General features: G+C 70.9%; 16 protein-coding genes. 6 read left to right on the top strand and 10 right to left on the bottom strand.

Annotated elements, in window-relative coordinates; translation table 11 throughout:
- Window positions 1-130 precede the first annotated feature (130 nt).
- From NKJ47_RS05995 to NKJ47_RS05970, 6 genes are all read left to right on the top strand, one after another.
- Window positions 131-1,249, top strand: coding sequence for a phosphatidylinositol-specific phospholipase C1-like protein (locus NKJ47_RS05995; protein WP_254460596.1), 1,119 nt, complete (start codon window positions 131-133; stop codon window positions 1,247-1,249).
- A 133-nt stretch (window positions 1,250-1,382) separates the two neighbouring features.
- Window positions 1,383-4,127 carry a TonB-dependent receptor gene (locus tag NKJ47_RS05990; RefSeq protein ID WP_254460595.1) on the top strand — a complete coding sequence of 915 codons (2,745 nt, stop codon included), beginning with the start codon at window positions 1,383-1,385 and terminating at the stop codon, window positions 4,125-4,127.
- Window positions 4,128-4,391: 264 nt separating this feature from the next.
- Window positions 4,392-5,126 carry a DUF3348 domain-containing protein gene (locus NKJ47_RS05985; RefSeq protein WP_254460594.1) on the top strand — a complete coding sequence of 245 codons (735 nt, stop codon included), beginning with the start codon at window positions 4,392-4,394 and terminating at the stop codon, window positions 5,124-5,126.
- 10 nt (window positions 5,127-5,136) lie between these two features.
- On the top strand, window positions 5,137-7,593 hold the full coding sequence (locus tag NKJ47_RS05980) for a DUF802 domain-containing protein (protein ID WP_254460593.1): 2,457 nt from the start codon (window positions 5,137-5,139) through the stop codon (window positions 7,591-7,593).
- Window positions 7,590-8,240 (top strand): OmpA family protein, encoded by a 651-nt coding sequence (locus NKJ47_RS05975; RefSeq protein WP_254460592.1) that lies wholly within the window; start codon window positions 7,590-7,592, stop codon window positions 8,238-8,240. The genes NKJ47_RS05980 and NKJ47_RS05975 overlap by 4 nt, the downstream gene beginning before the upstream one ends.
- Window positions 8,230-8,994: a DUF2894 domain-containing protein gene (locus tag NKJ47_RS05970; protein WP_254460591.1), complete on the top strand. Its 765-nt coding sequence runs from the start codon at window positions 8,230-8,232 to the stop codon at window positions 8,992-8,994. The genes NKJ47_RS05975 and NKJ47_RS05970 overlap by 11 nt, the downstream gene beginning before the upstream one ends.
- A 195-nt stretch (window positions 8,995-9,189) precedes the next feature.
- Here the strand turns inward: NKJ47_RS05970 and tkt are convergent, their stop codons facing one another.
- The 10 genes from tkt to NKJ47_RS05920 form a co-directional block, all read right to left on the bottom strand.
- The gene (tkt, locus tag NKJ47_RS05965; protein WP_254460590.1) at window positions 9,190-11,190 is read right to left on the bottom strand and encodes a transketolase; all 2,001 of its coding nucleotides are present in this window, start codon (window positions 11,188-11,190) and stop codon (window positions 9,190-9,192) included.
- 247 nt (window positions 11,191-11,437) lie between these two features.
- The gene (locus tag NKJ47_RS05960) at window positions 11,438-12,727 is read right to left on the bottom strand and encodes a dicarboxylate/amino acid:cation symporter (protein WP_254460589.1); all 1,290 of its coding nucleotides are present in this window, start codon (window positions 12,725-12,727) and stop codon (window positions 11,438-11,440) included.
- Window positions 12,728-12,917: 190 nt separating this feature from the next.
- Window positions 12,918-14,666: a BatD family protein gene (locus NKJ47_RS05955; RefSeq protein ID WP_254460588.1), complete on the bottom strand. Its 1,749-nt coding sequence runs from the start codon at window positions 14,664-14,666 to the stop codon at window positions 12,918-12,920.
- Window positions 14,663-16,597, bottom strand: coding sequence for a VWA domain-containing protein (locus NKJ47_RS05950; RefSeq protein ID WP_254460587.1), 1,935 nt, complete (start codon window positions 16,595-16,597; stop codon window positions 14,663-14,665). The genes NKJ47_RS05955 and NKJ47_RS05950 overlap by 4 nt, the downstream gene beginning before the upstream one ends.
- The gene (locus NKJ47_RS05945) at window positions 16,594-17,616 is read right to left on the bottom strand and encodes a vWA domain-containing protein (RefSeq protein WP_254460586.1); all 1,023 of its coding nucleotides are present in this window, start codon (window positions 17,614-17,616) and stop codon (window positions 16,594-16,596) included. The genes NKJ47_RS05950 and NKJ47_RS05945 overlap by 4 nt, the downstream gene beginning before the upstream one ends.
- Window positions 17,613-18,080: a DUF4381 family protein gene (locus NKJ47_RS05940; protein WP_254460585.1), complete on the bottom strand. Its 468-nt coding sequence runs from the start codon at window positions 18,078-18,080 to the stop codon at window positions 17,613-17,615. The genes NKJ47_RS05945 and NKJ47_RS05940 overlap by 4 nt, the downstream gene beginning before the upstream one ends.
- Window positions 18,077-19,015 (bottom strand): DUF58 domain-containing protein, encoded by a 939-nt coding sequence (locus NKJ47_RS05935; protein WP_254460584.1) that lies wholly within the window; start codon window positions 19,013-19,015, stop codon window positions 18,077-18,079. Before NKJ47_RS05935 ends, NKJ47_RS05940 begins: the two co-directional genes overlap by 4 nt.
- Window positions 19,016-19,070: 55 nt before the next feature.
- Complete coding sequence (locus NKJ47_RS05930; protein WP_254460583.1) at window positions 19,071-20,090, bottom strand: AAA family ATPase; 1,020 nt, start codon at window positions 20,088-20,090, stop codon at window positions 19,071-19,073.
- Between the two features lie 156 nt (window positions 20,091-20,246).
- Window positions 20,247-22,154, bottom strand: a complete 1,908-nt coding sequence (locus NKJ47_RS05925; RefSeq protein WP_254460582.1) for a type IV pilus secretin PilQ — start codon at window positions 22,152-22,154, stop codon at window positions 20,247-20,249.
- A gap of 20 nt (window positions 22,155-22,174) precedes the next feature.
- A complete protein-coding gene (locus NKJ47_RS05920) occupies window positions 22,175-22,696 on the bottom strand; it encodes a pilus assembly protein PilP (protein WP_429002524.1) in 522 nt (173 codons plus the stop codon).
- Between the last annotated feature and the right edge of the window lies 1 nt (window position 22,697).

The following is a 22,697-nucleotide window of genomic DNA, read 5'->3' as shown; positions in this document are numbered from 1 at the left end:
ATCGCGGCACGGCGCGGGCCACGACACGATTCCGCAATACGCACGCAGGAAGCGCGTCAACTCTGCTTGGGATGCTGGCGGGATATCGTTACCAAGCGTGCCCGCGATGCCTTCCCAAGCTCCTGCTCCGATGTCCTCGTCGCTCTCCGGCCGCACCGCGCTGCGTGTGCTGCTGGCGGTGCTGGCGCTGTTGCCGCTGGTCGCGTCCGCCGCGCCCAGGCTCAACGACCTGCAGTACATCGGCAGCCACAACAGCTACCACGCCGGTTTCGCGCCCAGCGAAGCGGCGCTGTGGAAGCGCCTGGATCCGGCGACGTTCGCGTTGCTGGACTACCGGCATCCGCCGTTGACGCAGCAACTGGACGATGGCGTGCGCCAGATCGAACTGGACATCTACGCCGACGCCAAGGGCGGTCGCTACGCGCACCCGGCGATGATCGACCAACTCGCCAAGGCCGGGCTGCCGCCGGCCCCGCCGATCGCCGCGCCGGGGGTGATGCAGCAACCGGGCTTCAAGGTCATGCACATCCAGGATCTCGACCAGCGCAGCACCTGCCAACCGCTGCTGGCCTGCCTGCGCGAGGTGCGGGCGTGGTCGCAGCGGCATCCCGGGCATCTGCCGATCTTCATCCTGCTGGAAACCAAGCAATCGACAGTGCCAGCGGCCTTCCCGACGGTGCAGCCGGAGCCGTTCGACGGCAAGGCGCTGGATGCGCTGGACGCCGAACTGCGCTCGGTGTTCGCCGCCAACGAGTACATCAGCCCCGACCAGGTGCGCGGCAGCGCGGCCACGCTCAACGCCGCCGTGCGCGCGCAAGGCTGGCCGACGCTGGCGGCGGCGCGCGGCAAGGTGGTGTTCCTGCTCGACCAGCGGGCCGTCGGCCCGGCCTACCTGGCCGGCCATCCGGCCCTGCGCGGCCGGGTGTGTTTCACCAATGCCGATCCCGGCGCCGACGATGCCGCCTTCGTCGAGCGCAACGACGGCAGCGCCGACGAGATCGCTAGGCTCGTGAAGGCAGGTTACCTGGTGCGCACGCGCACCGATGCCGACCTCAAGGAAGCCGCGCACGCCGACACCACGCGGCGCGATGCCATGCTCGCCAGCGGCGCGCAACTGCTCAGCACCGACTTTCCCGATCACGAGCCGGCCGCCTCCGGCTACGTGGTGCGCTTCCCCGGCGACGCCGTCGCCCGCTGCAATCCGCAACGTCCGCAGGCCGACTGCCACGGCGTCGACCTGCGCCACTGATCGCCGGCGGCCGCGCTGCGTCGCGGCCAGCTCCCACACCTGCGCAATGGAAGGCCTGGGCGATCCGCGCGCCGGCATCGGCGTGTCCGGACCTCGGATCGCAACCGCTGTTTCCCCCAACGAGCACCCCCCCATGCCCCCGTTCTTCCACCGCCCCCGTCCCCTCTGCTGCGCCATCGCCCTCGCGCTTGCGCTCTCGCCAGCCGCCCACGCCAGCGGCGTCGATGATGTCGATGACGCCACCGCGCGCACCACCACCACCCTGGACTCGGTCAACGTGCAGGCCACGCAGGCCAGCGTCCCGGGTTCGCTGGACGAACAGCGCCTGTCCAACGGCGTCGCCAGCGTGATGAGCAAGCAGCAGATCGACGCGATTCCCTCGGCCGGCATCGCCGACGTGGTCGCGCACCTGCCCGGCCTGTCGGCCTACAGCGACATGCACCTGGGCCAGGCCACCACCGGCGAGAACGCCTACGTCAGCATCCGCGGCCTGGATGCCAGCTACAACAGCTACCGTCTCAACGGCTTCGGCATGCCCGAGACCGATTCGTCCACGCGCGCGATCTCGCTGAACATGCTCGCGCCGTTCGGCATCCAGTCGGTCAAGGTCTCCAAGTCGCCGACCCCGGACCTGCCGGGCGATGCGATCGGCGGCGCGATCGACATGCGCACGCCCAGCGCGTTCGACTTCGACGGCGACGTTTACGGCAAGACCACCGCGCAAGGCCAGTTCAACGCGCTCGCCTCCGACCTCGGCGGCAAGCACACCGGCGGCACGGTGCAACAGGAGCTCGCCTGGAAGTTCGGCGACGACCGCGCGTTCGGTCTCTATGCCTCGGCGTACTACGGCAAGAACAACAACATGGCGCAGGCGCCCGCGCCCAACAGCGCGTACTTCCCGGCGGACCCGGCGCAGGTCAAGGCGGTGGACCTGCGCGACGTCGGCCCGCTGCTCAGCGCCCGCTACAAGTACAGCGTCTACACCAGCCAGATCGAGCGCTACGGCGGCAACCTCGCCTTCGACTGGCAGGGCGAGCACAGCGCCTTCTTCGCCCGCGCCATCTACGGCAGCTACGCCGTCACCGGCCAGCAGGACCAGTCCAGCGCGCGCCTGGAAACCGTCAACAACCAGCCGACCGCGGTGCGTGGCGGCTACTTCAACACCCACGACATCAAGGAAACCCTGGCCACGCTGCAACTGGGCGGGCAGACCACGCTGGACCGCCTGCGCTTCGACTACGGCGGCTCGTTCGGCCGCGGCACGCGCAGCCGCCCGGACTACGTCGCGGCCAGCCTGTACGGCTTCACCCCGGGCAGTTTCGCGTTCGACCTGAGCGACCCCACCTATCCCAGCATCGGCCCGAGCTCGCCCGCGCTGAAGAACTTCTTCTACAGCCTGGATTCGGCGCTGTTCTGGAAGACCCAGGGCCACGACGCCGGCAGCCACGACAACCGCGCCAGCGCGCATGCCGACATCAGCTACCGCGTGGACGGCGACCTGCTCGACGAGGTCAAGACCGGCCTGTCGCTGGACCACGCCGACCGCGGTTCCTACGACCACCCGTTCTTCCACAAGGACGGCAACTTCATCTACAACGGCCCCTACTTCGGCGGCAGCAACTACGTGTTCCCCAACGCCGGCGGCCCGCCGCTGAGCGCACTGCCCGGCCGCCTCACCTACGCCGCCTTCGATGGCCACTACGCCGGCCCGTTCAAGATCCTGGACCGCGACTGGGTGCGCGCGCAGGCGGTGCCCTACAAGTACGTCAACGATCCCGCCGGCGTCGGCGTCTACACCGCCAACGACTACAACGCCAACACCACCTCCAGCACCGAGGCGATCTACGCCGGCTATGCGATGGCGACCCTGCATGTCGGCGCGGTGACCGTGCTGCCCGGCGTGCGCTACGAGCTGACCCGCTATTCGGCCGACGCCTGGCAATCCAACGGCGACGGCATCAATGGCCGCTTCGTCGGCAGCGGCCGCAGCTACGGCGAGGTGCTGCCGGGCATCAGCCTCAACTACCGTCCCGACGAGCTGACCGTCTACCGCGCCTCGCTGCGGCGCAGCTTCAGCCGTCCGGCCTTCGGCCTGATCTCCGGCGAGACCGTGTACACGGTCGATCCGACCCAGAAGATCATCGGCATCTCCAAGCCCAACCCCGACCTGCAGCCGAGCAAGGCCGACAACGCCGACCTGTCCGCCGAGTTCTACGACCGCAACGGCGGCGTGCTCAGCGCCTCGACCTACTACAAGCGCATCACCGGCTTCATCTACACCTCGCAGTCGGCGACCAGCAACGACAACACGCTCGGCGGCCTGGTCCCGACCGGCACCACCTTCGAGGACGGCGTGCCGGTGACCATGCCGCAGAACGGCGGCACCGCCAAGCTGTACGGCGTGGAGCTGGCCGGCAGCAAGCGCCTGCAGGACCTGCCGGGGTTCTGGGGCAATCTCGGCATCGCCGCCAACCTCACCCTGCAGCACAGCGCCGCCGACAGCAAGCGCGCCGACCAGCCCGGCAAGACCTGGCTGCCGCGTGCGCCCGAGCGCATCTACAACCTGGACCTGTTCTACGACGACAGCCGCCTGCGCGCCGACCTCAGCTACAACTACACCGGCCTGCAACTGCTCGGCCTGACCAGCGACCGGCTCAACTACTACCTGCAGCCGGTCAAGTCGCTGGACTTCACCGCCACCTACCACCTGCCGCACGGTATCGACGTCGGCATCGCCGCCAAGAACCTGCTGAACTCGGCCACGTTCTACGAGACCCAGGGCAAGTCCACGCGCTACATGGCCTACGACCCCGGTGCCGATGGCGCCTACGTGGAAACCGGGCGCGTGTACATGCTCACGCTGAGCTACACCTACTGACGCCGTCCCTGCCTCCGGCGTGCCGCGCCGGAGGCCTTGTGGCGCCCATGCGGGCCGGGACGGGCACAGGCCGGTGGGCGGGCCTGGACAGCGATCAGCCGGCGCGTCGTCCCGGCACGCCCCCCGGCATCTGCGCCGCCAGCCCCGCCTGGACCACCCCGGGCCCGCGCGGAGCCCGCCACGCAACGGTTTGCGCCCCGCAGCGGGCGGTTGCCGGCGGGGGATGTCATTCGCGTGTAAAATTGCGGGTTTTTGACCCTACGCATGGCGAAAGCCCTCCCACGGGCGCCCGTCCCGGGCCCGGCCTTCATTCGCCTTCTGGCGCGCCTGAGCGATGCGCCGATGCCCGCGTCCAGCCCCGCGCTGGCCGACCGGCTCGGCCAATGGATCGACTGGAACCGCGCGGTGGCGGTGTCGCGGGCGCTGGACGGCAAACTGCCCGAGCCCGCTGACGACGCGCCCGCGGCGCCGGAACCGGCGGCGCTGGAGGCCGAGTGCGTGCGCGTGCGCGCCGCGCTGGAAGAGAGCATCGCACTGGACATCGCCAAGGAGACCGGCAAGCCCGTGGGCAAGCGCCAGCACGACCCGGATGCACCGATCGACTACGCGCCGTTCCGCCAGCGCTACCTGGCGCTGCAACGCGCCATGCTCACCGCCACCGGGCGCCTGCGCGGCCTGCTGCGCGATGCGCTGATCCCGCTCTCGCCGGACATGGCGCGCCTGGCCGAGGTCGACGCGGTCATGGAACTGACCCTCAGCCCGCGCGAGCAGAGCTTGCTGGCCACGGTGCCCAACCTGCTGGAAGCGCATTTCCAGCGCCTGCGCGCCGCCACGGCGGCGCCCACCCCCGATCCCTCCCTCACCGACGTTCCGCCGGCAGCGTCCGACGCAGCCTGGCTGGCCCTGTTCCGCCAGGACCTGCACAGCGTCCTGCGCGCCGAACTGGACGTCCGCTTCCATCCCATCGAAGCGCTGCTCGCCGCGCTTCGCAGCCGTTGATCCGACCCTCATGCCCAAGACCCTGCTCCATTCCACCCTGTTCCTCGCCGGCCTCGCCGTGGTCTGCTGGATCGGCGCCGGCTATCTCGGCTCCAACCCGCTGGGCGCCGGCTTCGCCGCGCTGATCGGCCTCTGCTACCTGGCCGGCGTCGCCGAGCTGTACCGCTACCGCCAGGCCACCGCGACCCTGCACGCGGCGCTGGCCGATGCCGAGGCCGCGCGCAGCGATCTGGGCGGCTGGCTGCAACGGCTGCACCCGAGCCTGCGCAACGCCGTGCGCCTGCGCATCGAAGGCGAACGCGCGGCGCTGCCGGTGCCGGCGCTGACCCCGTACCTGGTCGGCCTGCTGGTGCTGCTGGGCATGCTCGGCACCTTCCTGGGCATGATGGCCACGCTGCGCGGCACCGGCCTGGCGCTGGACAGCGCCACCGACCTGCAGGCCATCCGCGCCTCGCTGGCGGCGCCGCTGAAGGGCCTGGGCTTCGCCTTCGGCACCTCCATCGCCGGCGTGGCCGCCTCGGCGATGCTCGGCCTGCTCGCCGCGCTGTGCCGGCGCGAGCGCCTGCAGGCGGTGCAGCAACTGGACCTGCATGCGGCGACCGCGCTGCGCACGCATTCGCTGGCCTATCAACGCACGGAGGCGTTCAAGCTGCTGCAGACCCAGGCCACGCTGCTGCCGGGACTGATCGACCGCATGCAGACGATGATGGCGGCGCTGGAGCAGCACAGCGCGGCCAGCGGCGAACGCCTGGCCAGCAGCCAGGACGCCTTCCACAGCCGCACCGAGGCCGCCTACACGCGCCTGGCCGGGGCGGTGGAACAGGCGCTGCAGGCCGGCGTGGCCGCGCACGCGCGGGCGTTCGGCGATGCGCTGGAACCGGTGGTGCAACGCACGCTCGACGGCGTGGCGCGCGAGACCGCCGCGCTGCAGGACACCGTCGGCCAGGCGGTGCAGCGGCAACTGGACGGCCTGTCCAACGGCTTCGCGCTCGCCACCGAGCAAGCCACGCAGCGCTGGGACAGCGCGCTGGCCGAGCAGCAACGCGTCAATGGCGCGCTGCTGCAGGAACTCGGCAGCACGCTGCAACGCGCCGGCGACGGCCTGGAACAGCGTGCCACCCGCCTGGTGGAGACGACCGCGGCACGCCTGCAGGCCGCCAGCGACGACGCCAGGCAGGCCTGGGCCGAGGCACTGACGCAGCAACGCGAGGCCAACGACGGCCTGGCCGCGCGCAACGCGCAGGCGCTGGACGCCGTGGCCGCCCGCCTGGACACCACCGCCGCGGCCGCACAACAGGCCTGGGGCGCCGCGCTGACCCAGCAGCGCGAGGTCAACGATGCGCTGGCGACGCGCAACGCGCAGGCGCTGGACACCGTGGCGACGCGCCTGGATGCCACCGCCGCGGCCGCGCAACAGGCCTGGAGCGCGGCGCTGGCGCAGCAGCGCGAGGCCAACGAAGCGCTGGTCGCGCGCAACGCGCAGGCGCTGGACACCGTAACGACCCGCCTCGACGCCACCGCCGCGACCGCGCAACATGCCTGGAACGCGGCGCTGGCGCAGCAGCGCGAGGCCAACGACACCCTCGCCACGCGCAATGCGCAGGCGCTGGACGCCGCGGCGGCAAGCCTGGAACAGCGCGCCGCCGCGCTCGCCGACACGCTGCAGCAGGCGCACACCGACCTGCAGGAGGCGCTGGAAGCCCGCGACCAGGCGCGCCTGCGCGCCTGGACCGACAGCTTCGCCAGCATGGCCGCGACCCTCGGCGGTCAGTGGGAACAGCACGGCGAGCGCATCGCGCAGCGCCAGCAGGAGATCTGCGGCACCCTGCAGGAGACCGCCGCGGCGATGTCCGCGCAGAGCCAGGCGCACGCGCGCGAGACCATCGCCGAGATCGAACGGCTGGTGCAGGTCGCCTCGGAGGCGCCGAAGGCCGCGGCCGACGTGGTCGCGGAGCTGCGCCAGACGCTCTCCGAGAGCATGGTCCGCGACACCGCCATGCTGGACGAGCGCAATCGGCTGCTGGCCACGCTGCAGACCCTGCTGGAAGCGGTCAACCACGCCTCCACCGAGCAGCGCGAGGCGGTGGACGCGCTGGTGGCGACCTCGGCCGACCTGCTGGAACGCGTCGGCAGCCGTTTCACCGACCGCATCGAGGCCGAGACCGGCAAGCTCGATGCCGCCGCCGCGCAGGTCGCGGCCGGCGCCACCGAAGTGGCCAGCCTGGGCGATGCGTTCGCCGGCGCGGTACAGGCCTTCGGCGACGCCAACACCGCCCTGCTGGAGCGCCTGCAGGGCATCGAACAGGCACTGGACAAGTCGCTGGCGCGCAGCGATGAACAGCTGGCGTACTACGTGGCGCAGGCACGCGAAGTGATCGACCTGAGCATGCTCTCGCAGCAGCAGATCACCGAAGAGCTGCGCCAGCTGGCCGCGCGTCAGGCACCCGACCAGGCCGACGCGGCATGAGCGAGGAACTGGAACGCGACGCCGACAGCGGCGCCCCGGTGTGGGCGGTGTTCGGCGACCTGATGTCGGTGCTGCTCGGCGCCTTCGTGCTGATCCTGATCGGGGTGATCGGCGTGCAGTTGCAGCTGTCGAACAAATTGGACGCGGAGATGCGCCAGCGCCAGATCGAAGCGCAGCAGCGCAAGACCCTGGAACAGGCGCTGGCCGTGCCGCTGGCGGCCGGCCGGGTGACCCTGGTGGACGGCCGCATCGGCATCCGCGGCAACGTGCTGTTCGCCCTGAACTCCGACCAGTTGCAGCCGGAAGGCCGGGAGCTGCTGAAGAGCCTGGCCGCGCCGCTGGCCGGCTACCTCAAGGCGCGCGACGAGATCCTGATGGTCAGCGGCTTCACCGACGACCGCCAGGTGCGCGAGAGCAACCGCCAGTTCGCCGACAACTGGGAGCTGTCGGCCGAGCGCGCACTGACCGTGACCCGCGCGCTGATCGAGGCAGGCGTGCCGGCCGATGCGATCTTCGCCGCGGCCTTCGGCGCGCAGCAGCCGGTGGCGCCGAACGTCGACGAGGCCGGACGCGCCAGCAACCGCCGCGTGGAAATGGCGCCGCTGCCGCGCCTGCGCAAGAGCGCCGCGACGCCGCATGCCCCCTGATCGGATCGCCGCCGCCGACCGCCTCGCCGCCTGGCGCGTACAGTATGCCGAGCGGCTGGACCCGCTGCGCTTCCGCTTCCTCGAAGCGCTGGCGCGCCGCACCCAGGCGCAGCACGGCAAGGCGCGGGAACTGCTGGAGCAGAAGCTGTCCGCTTCGCTCGACGCCTACGCGGCGGCGCTGGCCGCGGCCGCGCAGGACGCCGGCGATGCCACTGCCGATGCGGCGGTGCGAGCACCCCAACCCGGTCCGCTCGGCGCCTTGCTGGCGCAGTACCGGCCAACGACGGCTGCCGCCACCGCCAGCAACGGCCACGACGCCGGCGTCGGCGCCGCCATGGATGCCGCCGCCGACACCTCCACGGCGGCCGGCGCAATCGGTGCAGACGCCGCTGCGCCATCGCCCTCGCCCGCGGCAGCAAGCGCCGCCGCACGCCTCGCCGCACCACAACTGCCGGCCGTCGAAGAGGCACGCCGGCTGTGGACCGAACTGCGCAGCCGCAGCCAGCTGCGGCAATCGCTGCAGCAGGCACCCGCCGATGCCGGCCCGCTGAATTCCGGCGTGCTGGTGCACCGCTCGCTGGCGCTGATGCGCACGCTCTCGCCCGGCTACCTGCAGCACTTCCTGTCCTACGTCGATGCATTGTCCTGGCTGCAGCAACTGCAGGAGGCTGGCGCACTGGCGGCGGCGCAGAAGCCCGGCAGCGCCGCTGGAAAACCTGCGACGCCGCGCAGCAAACCGCGCAAGCGCGGTTGACCGCATCGCCGGTGCACATCGCGCCGATGGCGTGGCCGTAGCAGCGGCTTCAGCCGCGACAGGCGTTCCCGGGAATGGCGGTCGCGGCTGAAGCCGCGCCCACGGGATCCGCTTTTCCCTCATGCGCCGCATCCGCACGGGCAAGAAAAAGGCCGGCATGCGCCGGCCTTTTTCGTCACCCGTCGTGGAACCGGCTTACAACGCCTTCGCCGCCGCCACCACGTGCTCGGCGGTGATCTGGAAGTGCTTGTACAGCACGTTCGCCGGCGCCGAGGCACCGAAGCTGTCGATGCCGACCACGGCGCCGTCCAGGCCCACATAGGCGCGCCAGAACGCGGTGACGCCGGCCTCCACCGCCACGCGCTTGCGCACCGCCGACGGCAGCACCGACTCGCGGTAGGCGGCATCCTGGCGATCGAACACGTCGGTGCAGGGCATCGACACCACGCGGGTCTTCAGGCCCGCGGCATCCAGCGCCTGCTTGGCTTCCACCGCCAGGCCGACTTCCGAGCCAGTGCCGATCAGGATCACGTCGGGCGCGCCGCCCTCGGCATCGGCCAGTACGTAGCCGCCACGTTCGATCAGCTTGATCTGCTCGGCGCTGCGCGGCTGGTGCGGCAGGTTCTGGCGGCTGAACACCAGGCAGCTCGGACCGTCCTTGCGGGTGATCGCGGCCTTCCAGCTCACCGCCGACTCCACCGTGTCGCAGGGGCGCCACACGTCGTTGTTGGGGATATAGCGCAGCGACGCCAGGTGTTCCACCGGCTGGTGGGTCGGGCCGTCCTCGCCCAGGCCGATCGAGTCGTGGGTGTAGACGTGGATCGCATGCGCCGGAATCAGCGCGCTCATGCGCACGCCGTTGCGCGCGTAGTCGCTGAACACCAGGAAGGTGGCATCGAACGGAATGAAGCCACCGTGCAGCGCCAGGCCGTTGGCGATGGCGGTCATCCCGAACTCGCGCACGCCGTAGTACACGTAGTTGGCATTCGGGTCGTCGCTGGCGACCGACTTGCTGGCCTTCCACAGGGTCAGGTTGGAATGCGCCAGGTCGGCCGAACCGCCGACCAGCTCCGGCAGCAGCGGCGCGAACGCCTCGATCGCCATCTGCGAGGCCTTGCGCGAGGCGATGCTCTGGCCTTCGGCGGCCTGCTTGGCGATGTAGGCGTCGGCCTGGGCGAGGAAGTCCTCCGGCAGCTCGCCGTGCGAGCGGCGGGTCAGTTCCGCGGCTTCGGCCGGGTACTGCTTGGCGTACTTGTCGAAGGCCTGTTCCCACTGGGCCTGGCGCAGCGTGCCGGCACCGCCGGCGCGCCAGCCGTCGTAGATCTCCTGCGGAATCTCGAACGGTGCGTACGGCCAGTCCAGCGCCTTGCGCGTGCCTTCCAGTTCTTCCTTGCCCAGCGCGGCGCCGTGCGCGGACTCCTTGCCGGCCTTGGTCGGCGCACCGAAGCCGATGGTGGTGCGGCAGCAGATCAGGGTCGGCTTCTCGCTCTCGGCGATGGCCGCCTCGATCGCCGCCTTGACCGCGTCGGCGTCCTGGCCATCGACGTCGCGGATCACGTGCCAGTTGTAGGCCTCGAAGCGGGCCGGGGTGTTGTCGCTGAACCAGCCGGCGGTGTTGCCGTCGATGGAGATATGGTTGTTGTCCCAGAACGCCACCAGCTTGCCCAGGCCCCAGGTGCCGGCGAGCGAGGCGGCCTCGTGGGAGACGCCTTCCATCATGCAGCCGTCACCCATGAACACCCAGGTGCGGTGGTCGACGATCTGATGCTCGGGACGGTTGTAGCGCTGCGCCAGCAGCTTCTCGGCCAGCGCGAAACCGACCGCGTTGGCGAAGCCCTGGCCGAGCGGACCGGTGGTGGTCTCCACCCCCGGGGTCTCGCTGCGCTCGGGGTGGCCGGCGGTCTTGCTGTGCAGCTGGCGGAAGCGCTTGAGTTCTTCGATCGGCAGGTCGTAGCCGGACAGGTGCAGCAGCGCGTACTGCAGCATCGAGCCGTGGCCGTTGGACAGCACGAAGCGGTCGCGGTTGAACCAGTGCGGATTGTTCGGGTTGTGGCTGAGGAAGTCGTTCCACAGCACTTCGGCGATGTCGGCCATGCCCATCGGCATGCCGGGATGGCCGGAATTGGCGGCCTCGACCGCATCGGCGGCAAGGAAACGGATCGCGTTGGCGAGTTGGCGGCGGGTAGGCGTCGTCATGAGGGATCTGTCGGCAGCGGGCGCGTGGCGTCGGGTCCGCTATTGTCCCACAGGCAGGGATTGGGGATTGGGGATTGGGGATTGGGGATTCGTAGCGTCACCGGCTGGACGCCCGAGTATGGCGTAGGAGCGGCTTCAGCCGCGGCGGGCCATTGCCAGCAGACACCCATCGCGGCTGAAGCCGGTCCAACGCGTGGCCCGTCCGGCCGCGACGCTGCGGCCTTTACCAATCCCGAATCCCGACTCCCTAATCCCGGCCATCTTCTCCCTTGGCCACCAGCGTGGTCAGGGCCAGGTCGCCGGTCACGTTCAGCGCGGTGCGGCACATGTCCAGGAAATGGTTGACGCCCAGGATCATGCCGATGCCGACCGGGTCCACGCCCACCATCGCGCAGATCAGCGCCACCACCGGCAGCGAGCCCGACGGCACGCCGGCGGTACCGATGCCGCCCAGGATGCACACCAGCATCACCATGCACTGCTGCGCGATGCTCAGCTCCACGCCGAAGAACTGCGCCAGGAAGATCACCGTCACGCCCTCGAACAGCGCGGTGCCGTTCTGGTTGGCGGTGGCGCCCACGGTCAGCACGAAACGCGAGACCTTGTGCGGCAAGCCCATCTGGTCGGCCACGCGCAGCGCGGTCGGCAGCGTGGCGTTGCTGGACGCGGTGGAGAACGCCATCACCGTCGCCTCGCGGGTGGCGCGGAAGAACCACAGCGGCGAGCGCCCGGCCAGGCGCACCGCCAGGCCGTAGCTCACCACCATGTGCAGGCCCAGTGCCAGCACCACCACGCCCACGTAGGCACCCAGCCGTACCAGCAGCTCGAAGCCGAACAGCGCCGCCAGGTTGAACATGAAGCAGGCCACCGCATAGGGCGCCAGGCGGATCACCAGCCCGATCAGGGTCATCGAGATCTCGAACACGCCCTCGATGCCGCGGCGCAGCGTCGCCACCTTGGCGTCTTCGCTGAGCACCATGCCCACGCCGAACATCACCGCGAAGAACATCAGCGACAGGATCGCGCCGTTGCTGGAGGCCGCTTGGACCACGTTGTCGGGCACGATCGACAGCAGCATGTCCATGCCGTGCGGCTGGTGCTTGCTCTGGTCGACGATCTGCGCGGCGCGCTCCACGTTCTGCTGCAGCAGTTGCTGCGCCAGTTCGTGATCCACGCCGATGCCGGGCTTGAGTACGTTGACCAACACCAGGCCGAGCAGCACCGCCACGCCGGACAGCACCACGGTATAGCCCAGCGTCTTCCAGCCGATGCGGCCGAGCGCGCGGATGTCGCCCATTTCCGAAATGCCCATCACCAGCGCCGAGAACAGCAGCGGCACGATGAGCATGAAGATCAGGTTGAGGAACAGCTTGGAGAACGGCGTGGTGAGGTACTTGGTCAGCGCCTGCACCCAGGCCGCATCGCCGCCCACGCTCAGGTGCACCGCCAGCCCCAGCACCAGCCCGAGGACGAAGCCGATCGCCATTTTCCAATGCAACGGCATGCCGGTTTCGGCCTTCACGGGGGTGTCGGTCATGGTGTGCGCCTTGCAAGGAGGAACCTGCAGCTTAACAAACCATAAGCAGGCATCGACCAACGCGCGACGGTGCGCTGCGCAGCGAGCGCATCGGCTTGCGCGCCGCGCCTACTCCGCAGCCCCCCTTTGCGGCGCTGGCGAACCGCAATGCCTGCGACAGCGCGCGTGGCCGGGGCTGCGCGCGCCCGGCTCAGGCGTTGCGCTTGGGATACAGCGGCGGCAGCTCGTCTGCCGCCGCATCGCGCGTTGCCGCGCGCCAGCGCGGACCCGATGCGAACGCCGCGCGCAACGCGGCACGCGCGCCGGCCACATCGCCCCCACCGCCCCAACGCGCGTGCTGCATGCGCAGGACCGCCTCGCGCTGCGCCGGGTCATCCAGGCGCCGCACCACCGCATCCAGCTCGGCGACGCCGGCCTGCGCGCACAGGATCGCCGCGACCTCGTCCAGGCCGCCGCTGTCCAGGGCCTTGCGCAACTCCGGCAGCGCGGCGCGTGCGCGCGCAGGCGCCGATGTCGCGCCGGGCGCCGTGGCCGGCAACGCCGCGACGGCACGCGCACGGCGCGCGCGGCGCCAGGCCCAGATCAGAGTGGCCAGCCACAACACCGCGAAGCCGCTGGCCAGCGCCATCCACAGCGACGACGCGGCCAGCCATCCCCGCAGCGTGTGCGTCGGCGCCACCGCATTGTCGGCCGGCACCACGCTCAGCGCCGGCGCCGCCGGGCTGGCCGGGGCCGGCACCGGCGCGGGCACGCCCTGTCCGGGCTGCACCTGCAGGGTCAGGTCCGGCAGGCTGGCCTCGCGCGCGGCGCCGGCGCTGACGTCCCACCAGGGCATGCGCAGGCCGCGCACCAGCAGCGGACCCGCCGCCTGCGGCACGATCGAGTAGCGGCGGCTGACGGTCACCTGCGGACTGCCGTCGACGAAGCGTTCCTGCACCTGCGGCGGCTCGGCGAACACCTGCGCGCCGTCCACGCTGGGCGTGGGCAGTTCGGGGAACTGCGCCTGGGTCGCGCCGCGTGCGGTGGCCTCGACCACGATGTCGGCCGCCTCGCCGACCTTGGCGCGCTGCGGCGTGGCGGTGTAGCGCAGGCGCAGTTCGTGCAGCGGCAGCCATGGCTGCGGCGCATTGGCCGGCTGCGCGCGCACCTGCAGGGTCTGCGCGGTGCCGCGCGCATTGAGTTCGCCGCCGCGGCCGAAGTAGTCGTCGAAGAAGCCGGTGGGGCCGCGGCCGCTGAACCGCGCGCCCGGCAACAACAGCGGTCCACTGCGCTCGGGCACCAGCAGGTAGTGCCGCTCGACCACCGTATACATGCGCCCGTCGATCTGGCGGCGATTCTGGATGTCGTCGCCGACACGCTGCAGCGACGCGCCGGCCGGCGTGTCCAGGTCCAGTTCGCCCGAACTCAGCGGCACGCCGAGATACAGCCGCACCACCACGCCCACGCTCTGCTGCACGTAGGGCCTCGCGTCGTCGACGACGGTCTGCACGAACACGTCGGCGTTGCCCACCTGCGCCGGCACAGCGGCGTTGGCGGAGGCAGGCGCCGCGGCGCTGGCCGCCGCGACCTGCAGCCGCAACGGCGCGGTACGCTCGTTGCCGACCTGCAGCGACGGGATCTGCAATGTGCCGGTACTGCGCGGCGTCAGCATCACGCCGAACAGGGACGTCGACGAGACCGCGCCGTTGACGATCTGCATCTGCCGGCTCTTGATCTCGTTGCTCAGCGCGAACTCCGCGCGCAGCGGCGTGTAGTCCGGCGTCGCCATCGCCTGGTCGGTCTCGATGTTGAGGGTCACGCCCTCGCCGGCGCCGACGCTGTCGCGGTCCAGCCACGCGCGCGTGGCGGCGCCTACCGGCAGCGCCAGCAGCAGCGCGGCCAACCCCATCAGTAGCGCGTAGACGCGCACCTCCTGGCCGAGTCGCCTGAAGTGGATCATGGTTCTTGTTCCCGCTGCCTGCGTTCGTGTTCCAGCCTGAATTTGGCGCGCAACAGATTGCCCGGATCGTCCGGCACCCGCCGCAACCACGCCTCCACCGCCTGGCGCTGCTCGCGCTGTTGCGGCGTCTCGTTCGCGGCGGCAGCGGCGCGCTCGGCGGCCTGTTTGTCGGTACCGCCCTGCTGCGCAATGGCCTGCTGCATCTGCTGGCGCTGCGCCGCATCGGCCTGCTGTTGCGCCTGCGCGTCGCCGGGCTTGGGCGGCGCCTGTTGCGCGTCCTTGGTACCGCTGCGTCCCTGCTGGCCGTCCCGCGGCTGGCCATTTTGTTGCTGTCCGCCCTGTTGCTGGTTGTTCTGCTGCTGGTTGTTCTGCTGCTGGTCCTTCTGCGCACCGTTCTGCTGTTGGCCCGACTGCTGTTGGCCCGACTGCTGCTGACCGTTCTGCTGCTGACCGTTCTGCTGCTGACCGCTCTTTTGCTGGCCGTTCTGTTGCTGGCCGTTCTGCGACTGCCCATCCTTCTGCTGCTTACCGTCCTTCTGCTGCTTACCGTCCTTGCCCTGCTGGCCGGACTGCGCATTCTGCGACGACTGGCGCTTGCGCGCCGCCTCCACCGCGGCGCGGTTGGCGATCGCATCGGCCATCTGCGGATGCAGCTTCAGCGCCTTGTCGTAGGCGGCGATCGCCTCGTCGTAACGGCCCTGGCGCGCCAGCGCATTGCCGAGGTTGTACCAGCCGGCATCGCTGTCGATGCCTTCGAACTGCTGTTGCGCGGCGGCGAAATCGCCCTTGCGATAGGCCTGCACGCCCGCGTCCAGGTGTTGCTGGCGCACCTGGTCGGCACGTTCCCACCATCCGCCCGCGACGGGACCGGGAACGGCGGCCTGCGGCTGCGCCGTGGTCTGCGCCTGAGCCGGTCCCGGCAGCGCCCACGGCGCCAACACCAGCAGCAGCACCGCCGCACCGCCGCGACGGCGGAACGCCAGCAAGGCCAGCAGCATCAGCGGCGGCAGCAACCAATAGCCCTGGTCGAGCCACACGCGGCCATGGCTGTCGTCGGCGGTGCCGGCGTCCGCTTCCTGCGGCCGCAGCACGCCCAGCGCGCGCAGGTCGCTGTCGTCGGGGGTCAAGCCGGCATAGCGGCCCGCGCCGGCCGCCGCCAGCGCGCGCAGCGAGGCCGCATCCAGTTGCGCATGCGCCAGCCGCCCCTGGTCGTCGCGGTAGGCGGCGCCCTGTGCGGTGCCCAGGCCCAGCACCGACACGTGATAGCCCTGCCCGGCGGCGCGCGCCGCCGCCTGCTGCGCCTGCGCGTCGGCCCGATCGCTGAGCACCAGGATGTCGCCACGGGAGAAACCGGCCTGGCGCAGCAACTGTGCCGCCCAGTCGATCGCCAGGTCCGTGCGCTGCCCCGGCACCGGCATCACCTGCGGCGACAGCGCATCCAGGAACAGGCCCACGTTGGCCGCATCGTCGGTCAGCGGCGCGACCGTGTACGGCTCGCCGGCATAGGCAAGCAACGCCACTTCGCCGCCCGCGCGCTCGTGCAGCAGCCGCGCCAGCTTGGCCCGCGCCTGCAACAGCCGCGACGGCGGCAGGTCGCGCGCGTCGATCTGCGCCGACAGGTCCAGCGCGATCACCAACGGCGTGTGCGCCTGCCACAGCGGCTGCGGTTCCTGGCGCCAGCTCGGCCCGGCCAGGGCCAGCACCGCCAGCGTGTAGCCCAGCGCCCCCAGCAGCAGGCCGGCACCGCCCTTGGCACTACCGCGCACCAGCAGGTGCGGCAGCAGGTGCGGGTCCACCGTACGCCGCCAGATGTCGCGGCGGCGGCGCCGGCGCCACCAACTCCAGGCCAGCAACGGCAGCAGCAGCAGCGCCCACAGCCACTCCGGACGCAACAGGTGCAGGGCCTGCAGGAATTCCAGTACGCGGGTCATTGCCGCCTCCAGGGCCAGATGAAGGACAGCAACGCCAGCGCCAGCGCGGCGGCCAGCGGCCAGGCATAGCGTTCGATCCGCGGCCGCACCGCCGGACCGGCCGAACGCACCGGCTCGAGCCGGTCCAGCTCGGCATAGATCGAGGCCAGCTCGGCGGTATCGCGGGCGCGGAAGAAGCGGCCGCCGGTGTCCTGCGCGATCTTGCGCAAGGTGTCCTCGTCGACCTGGTCGTCGCCGCCGCCGCCAGGGATCGGCAGGCCGAACAGCGACATGCCGCCATCGCCACCGAAGGCGATGGTGTACACGCGCACGTGTTCGGCCTTGGCCAGTTCGGCGGCCTTCAGCGGGTCGAGCACGCCGGCGGTGTTGACGCCGTCGGTGAGCACGATCAACACCCGCTCGCCCTGCTTCTGCTCGCGCAGGCGCTTGACCGCCAGCGCGATCGCATCACCCAACGCGGTCTCGCGTCCGGCCAGGCCGACCACGCTGTCGCGCAACTGGTCGCGCACCGTGGCCAGGTCGGCGGTCAGCGGGGTCAGCGCATACGCCTGCTGGCCGAACACCAGCAAGCCGATGCGGTCGCCGTCGCGGCGGTCGAGGAAGTCGGCCAGCACCGCCTTGGCCGCGGTGAGGCGATCGACCACGCGTCCGCCCAGGCTCATGTCCGGCTCGCTCATGCTGCCGGACAGATCCACCGCCAGCATCAGTTGCCGCGCCTGCTGCGGCGGCGCGATGGGTTCGCCCAGTTGCAGCGGCCGCGCCGCGGCTGCGCACAGGCAGAACCAGGCCAGCCATGCCAGCCACACGCTGGCCCGCCACCGCCCGCCCCGCGTCGGCGCGGCGGCCACCGCCTGCAGGCGCTCGCCATAGGGCACGCGCAAGGCCGGCGCCGTGCCGCGCCGTGCCGGCAACAGCAGCTTGGCCAGCAAGGGCAGCGGCATCGCCAGCCACATCCACGGCCAGGCGAAACCGGCCACCAGGTCGCTGAGGCTCTGCCAGGTCGAGGGCAACAGGCTCATCGCCGTCCTCCGTGCCGCGCCGCCATCAGCGCAAGGAACCGGCGCTGCGCGTGCGGCAACAGCGCCTGCACCTGCGCCGGGTCCACGCTGGGCCGATAACCGCCGTCGAGCAGCACACGGCCCGGGCCGGCGGAGAACGGCTGGCGCTTGTCGTCGCCATCCAGAAACCGCAACCAGGCCTCGCCCTGCAACGCCGCAGCGGCCGGATCGCGACGCTGCGCCGCGCGCCGCAGCAATTCCGAGACCGCGGCCACCTGCGCCGGCGGCTCGCCGGTGCAGGCCGCCGCGTCGAACTGGCGCTGCCAGCGCTGCGCGCGCCGGCGCCGGTGCATCCACACCCACAGCGCCGCACCGATCACCAGCAGCAACAGCGCTGCCAGCATCCACCAACCCGGTGCGGGCGGCCACCAGGCCGGGGCCGGCGGCAGGTGCACATCGCGCAGGGGCAGTTGCTGCGGACTCATGACACGGTCCCCCGCTGCGCCGGCAACAACCACGATTCGCTGGGCGCGTCGCTCAACAGCACCCGCACCTGTACGCCGCGGCCCGGCAGTTCCGCGGCCAGCGTCTCCAGCGGCTGCACGAACTGCGCGCGCCAGTGCTGTTGCGCGGCGCTCGCCAGCAGGTCCACTTCCACGCGGCGGCCACTCGCCCAGAACGGCAGGGCCGCACGCGGCGGCTGCAGTTCCAATGGATCGGCGAGCAGCAGCAGCTCCACGTCGCTGTGCAGCGCCAGGCCGGCCCAGCGCGCCGCGGGCACGGCCTGCGCGCTGGCCGGATCGGCCAGCACGGTCAAACGCGACCCCGGCCGCAACAGCTTGGCCGCGTGATCCAGGGCCATGCCCAGGCCGGCATCGTCCTGCGGTGGCTGCGCATACCAGCGCGCCAGCGCATCGAGGACGCGCAGCACGCCACGCGGCCCCGAGGCGGGCGGCACCGGCGCTTCGCTGCGGCTGCCGCGCAAGGCGGCCAGGCGGTCGCCCTGGCGCTGCGCCGCCCACGCCGCCACCGCCCCGGCACGTGCCGCCTGCACCGACTTGAAGCGCACGCGGGTGCCGAAATACAGCGACGGGGCGGTATCGGCGACGATCAGGCTGAGCCGTTCGCGCTCGGCCTGGAACACCTTGGTGTGGGTGCGGCCGCTGCGCGCGGTGAGCCGCCAGTCGATGTGCCGCACGTCGTCGCCGGCCACGTACTCGCGCGATTCGGCGTACTCCATGCCGCGTCCGCGCATCGGCGACGGTGCAGCGCCGCTGAGGCCATGGCGGCCCCGACGCGGCGGCGGTACGCGCGCGACAACGGCGCGCAGGGCCACCAGTTCGGCCAAGCTGGGACGGATCCCCGCCTCGGCCGGCGCAGCGGCGTGCGGCAGGCCAGGCGCGGTCGGCTGCGGTGCCATCGTCGTTACTCCGCGTGAACGCGGGCGGCGGGCAACCGGACGTGGCGGCGTGCGGTCACGGCGGCGGCACCTTGTCCAGCAACGCGGCGACCAGGCGATCGCCATCCCAGCCTTCGGCGGTCGCCTCGTAGCTGGGCAGCACGCGGTGGCGCAGCACATCGGCGGCGACCGCACGCACATCGTCGGGCGTGACGAAATCGCGCCCGGCCAGCCAGGCCCGGGCGCGGGCGCAGCGCTCCAGCGCGATCGAACCGCGCGGGCTCGCGCCCCACGCGATGCGCCGCGCCAACGCCGCGTCGTAGCCGCTGGCATCGCGCGAGGCCAGCACCAGTTCGATCAGATAGCGCTCCAGCGGCGGCGCCATGTGCAGCGCCAGCACCGCACGGCGTGCGGCGAACACGTCCTCCAGCGGCATGCGCGGCGGCGGCGCCTCGCCGGCCTCCAGCGTCTCGCGTGCGCGCTCGCGCGCCAGGCGCAGGATCTCCGCTTCAGCCGCCGCTTCCGGATAGCCGATCCGCACATGCATCAGGAAGCGGTCCAGTTGCGCTTCCGGCAGCGGGAAGGTGCCTTCCTGTTCGATCGGGTTCTGCGTCGCCATCACCAGGAACAGCTTAGGCAGCGCATAGGTATGCCGGCCGACGGTGACCTGGCGCTCGCCCATCGCTTCGAGCAGCGCCGATTGCACCTTGGCCGGCGCACGGTTGATCTCGTCGGCGAGCAGGATCGGATGGAAGATCGGCCCGGGCAGGAACTCGAAGCGGCTCTCCTGCGGACGCCACACCTCGGTGCCGGTGAGGTCGGCCGGCAGCAGATCGGGGGTGAACTGGACGCGGGCGAAGTCCGCTTCCAGGCGCGACGCCAGGGCCCGGATCGCGGTGGTCTTGGCCAGGCCGGGCGCGCCTTCGACCAGCAGATGGCCGTCGGCGAGCAGCGCGATCAGCAGGCGCTCTACCAGCGCCGACTGGCCGATGATGGTTTGGGACAGGCCGTCGCGCAGGGCGACAAACGCGGCGTGCAGGCGCTGCTGCTCGGGCGCGGCCGGCGGGGAAGCGAGGGTTGGGGATGGCGTGTTCATTTGTCCAGTCTGACCGATCGCCGGGGGAAATGGTTCCGCGCGCGGCCGACCTGGCGTGCTGCGAATTCAGGATTTCCTCATCCACCATGGCCCGCAAACGCCGACGGGAGAGGCCTGCGCCTCTCCCGTCGGAGGATCCCGCCTTGTCCGCGCCGATCAGCCGGCGCGCTTGGCCACGCGCATCACCTTCGGGGTCACGAAGATCAGCAGTTCCGCCTTGCTCTTGCTGCGGCCGCGCTGCTTGAACAGATTGCCCAGGAACGGGATGTCGCCCAGGAACGGCACCTTGGCAACGCTGCTGCGGTCGGTGAACTCGTAGACGCCGCCGATCACCACGGTCTGCCCGTCGTCGACCAGCACCGCGGTGTTGATCTCGCGGCGATTGATTTCCGGGACCGTGCCGTACAGCGGCAGGGTGACGTAGCGCTCCACCTCGTCCTTCTTGACATTCATGTTCAAGAAGATGCGATTGTCGTCGGTGATCGTCGGCGTCACCTTCAGTTCCAGCAGCACTTCCTTGAACTGCACGTTCGGGGTGGCGGCGGTGCCGCCGGTGCCGCCGGTGACCGTGACGTAGCCGATTTCCTTGCCTTGCCGGATCACCGCCTCGCGCTGGTTGGACGTCACGATACGCGGATTGGAGAGCACCTCGCCCCGACCCTCTTCCTGCAGCGCCGACAATTCCATGTCCAGCGAGAAGTTGGCGCCCAGCAAGGTGTAGGCGATGGCGCCCGGCGTGCCGTTGGTGAAGGTGCCGGCGGGCATGTTGAAGTTCAGCCCGCTGGGGATGTTGTGCACACTGTTGTTGAGGATCGACGTGTTGTTGGCCAGGTTGCCGCTGACCACGCCGGTGTTGTCGCCGTACTGCCGGCGACCGGCGATGCCGAAGCGCGCGCCCAGATCGCGGGCGAAGGTATCGGTGGCGATGACGATGCGGCCCTCGATCAGCACCTGGTCGACCGGCCGGTCGATCACGTTGATCAGCTCGCGCATCTGCGCGACCTTCTTGGGGATGTCGCTGATCATCAACGTATTGGTGCGCTCGTCGGCGACGATGCGTCCACGCGGCGACAGGAAGCCGTTGTCGTTCTGGCTGTTGCTGCCACCCGAGCCGCCGCCACCGCCACCGCCACCGCCGATGCCCTTGGCCTCGGTCAGCGCCTTGAAGATCGCCGTGGCGCTGTGGTAATTGATCTGCACGTAGTCGGTGACCAGGTCCTCGCGGTTCTCGATCGCGATGCGCGCGTCTTCCTTGTCCTGTTCGAACTTGGCCAGTTCCTGCTGCGGCGCGACCCAGATCACCTTGCCGTCGCGGCGCTTGTCCAGGCCCTTGGCGCGCAGCACGATGTCCAGGGCCTGGTCCCACGGCACGTTGACCAGGCGCAGGGTGACGCTGCCCTGCACGGTGTCGGAGGCGACGATGTTGAGATTGGATTCCTCGGCGATCAGCTGCAGCACCGTGCGCACCGGCACGTCCTGGAAGTTGAAGGTCACCGGCTTGCCGCTGTAGCCGCGGGCGGCCACCTGCGCGGCGGCCTGGCTGACCGTGGTCGCGGTGACCGCGCCCACCGCCGGCGCGGCGGCGCGCGGGGTGATCTCGACCACGTAGTCGCTGCCCGACTGGTAGGCCATCGATTCGAACGGGCCATTGGTGTTCAGCACCAGCTCGGCACCGCCGGCGTACGGCTTGGCGTCGATGCGCTGCACCGGGGTGGCGAAGTCGGTGACGTTGAGCGGCCGCTGCAACTCCGGCGGCAGCGTCGCGTTGCCGACGTCGACCACGACGCTGTTGCCCTGGGTGCGCAGATCCGGGCTGGCGCCGGTCCCGCTGAAGGACAGGATCAGCCGTCCCGCGCCGCCGTCGCCGCGCTTGAAGTCGATCTTCGACACCGTGAGCTTGGCCGGCGCCGTCGCAGCTGCGGCGGGCGCGGCAGCAGGCGCGGCGGCCGGCGTCGCGCTGGCGACGACCGCGTTCCCGAGCATCGCCGCCAACCCCAACGCGCATAGCCGCATCGTCGCGTGGCGCCGGATGGGGCGCAAGCTCAGGGCTTTGGAAAAAGTCATCGTGCTATCCCCATAATCAATCATTGATCGTCCAGCGCGACGGAGGCGGGACGTTCCAGCCAGCCGCCGGCGCCATCCGGCACCAGTTCAATCAAATCGATGCGATCCTCGTGCACCCCGGTCACGCGGCCATCGCTCTGCCCCATGTACACGCCCGGACGCACGCGGTAGGTCACCTTGTCCGGTGCCATCACCAGCGCCACCTGGCCCGCGCCGCTGCCGAGCGTGCCGACCATGTTGAGGCTGTCCAGCGGGAACTGTTCCAGCGGCTCCTTGCGGCGGTTCGGATCCGGGCGCAGGCCGCTGCTGCCGTCGGGGCTGGCCCAGGCATCGCTGAACGGATCGCGCAGACCCTGCGCCGCATACTCGAAGGTCTCGAACTGCTGCATCACCGGCAACGGCTCCAGTGGCTGCGCCGGTCGGGCGCGCACTTCCTTCACCCAGTTCTCCAGATTGGGCGCATCGCCCGGCGTGCTGGTGATGCTGCGGCCGCAACCGCCAAGCACCAGCGCCAGCGCGCCCGCGGCAAGCATCTTGACCATC

This window comes from Xanthomonas sacchari (assembly GCF_024266585.1).
GTDB classification, from domain to species: Bacteria; Pseudomonadota; Gammaproteobacteria; order Xanthomonadales; family Xanthomonadaceae; genus Xanthomonas_A; species Xanthomonas_A sacchari_C.
This window is presented reverse-complemented; position numbering and strand designations above follow the sequence as displayed.